The organism is Xenorhabdus szentirmaii DSM 16338 (assembly GCF_002632585.1).
GTDB lineage: Bacteria > Pseudomonadota > Gammaproteobacteria > Enterobacterales > Enterobacteriaceae > Xenorhabdus > Xenorhabdus szentirmaii.
On sequence record NZ_NIBV01000031.1, the window covers coordinates 1 to 905 of the forward strand.

The following is a 905-nucleotide window of genomic DNA, read 5'->3' on the forward strand; positions in this document are numbered from 1 at the left end:
AGCCCGGCCAGTTGCAGCTCGGCGGCCAGCGCCGCCGCCGCGTCATTGCCCGCTTTATCATTGTCATAGGCAATATGTACCTGCCGGATGTCATGCTGCCGGAAGGCGGCGCGGTGCGCCTCGGTAAACCCGTGTACCCCATAGGAACAGGTCACATGCCGATACCCCGCACACCAGAACGACATCGCATCAATCAGCGATTCACACAGGATCACCGAGGCCGAACCGGCCAGCCCGGCTTCATTCCAGACGCCGCCATGCGCCCCCGGCAGATACAGGTGCAGCGGGGTGCCTGCCCGCAGGCGGTCCGTGATTTTGCGGCCATACAGCTCCTGCACCTGCCCTTCAGCACCGATCACCGGAATGACCAGCGAACCGCTGAAGTGCTCATGCCCGCTTTCCCGCAACAACCCGACCGCCTGAAGCCGGGCGCGGATCTCAGCCCCGGCTTTCTGTTTTTTATCGGGCAACCGATAACCGAGGGTGCGGTTGGCAAAGCCGAGTTTAAAGTGGCTGACCAGTTCGGGATGGTCAAGGCGGCGTTTTTTCAGATATTGATGCACTTCCGGCGCATTGAGCAGGGTCTGGTGATAGAACTCAACCACCCGTGACAGCAGCGCCTGTTGTCCGGCGGCATCCCCGGCCAGTTCCTCACTGGCTACCAACGGCTCGACGGCCGGATTTTCACCCAGCATCGCCCGCAACCGCTCCACGGCATGGCGCAGGCTCAACCCCTCGGTTTTCATCACCCAGTCGAGCACCGACCCGCCGGCATCGCAGCCAAAGCAGTGATAAAGGTTCTTGGATGGGGTGATCACCATCGAGGGAGTTTTTTCCTGATGGAACGGGCACAGCACGGTCATGTCCTTGCCGCGCGGGGTGAGCTTCCGCCCCTGCTGCTCAAT

General features: G+C 61.8%; 1 protein-coding gene. It reads right to left on the minus strand.

The window, feature by feature from the left end; all coding sequences use genetic code 11:
- A partial coding sequence (locus Xsze_RS21480) for a CHC2 zinc finger domain-containing protein (protein ID WP_143707619.1) occupies positions 1–905 on the minus strand: 905 nt, incomplete at both ends.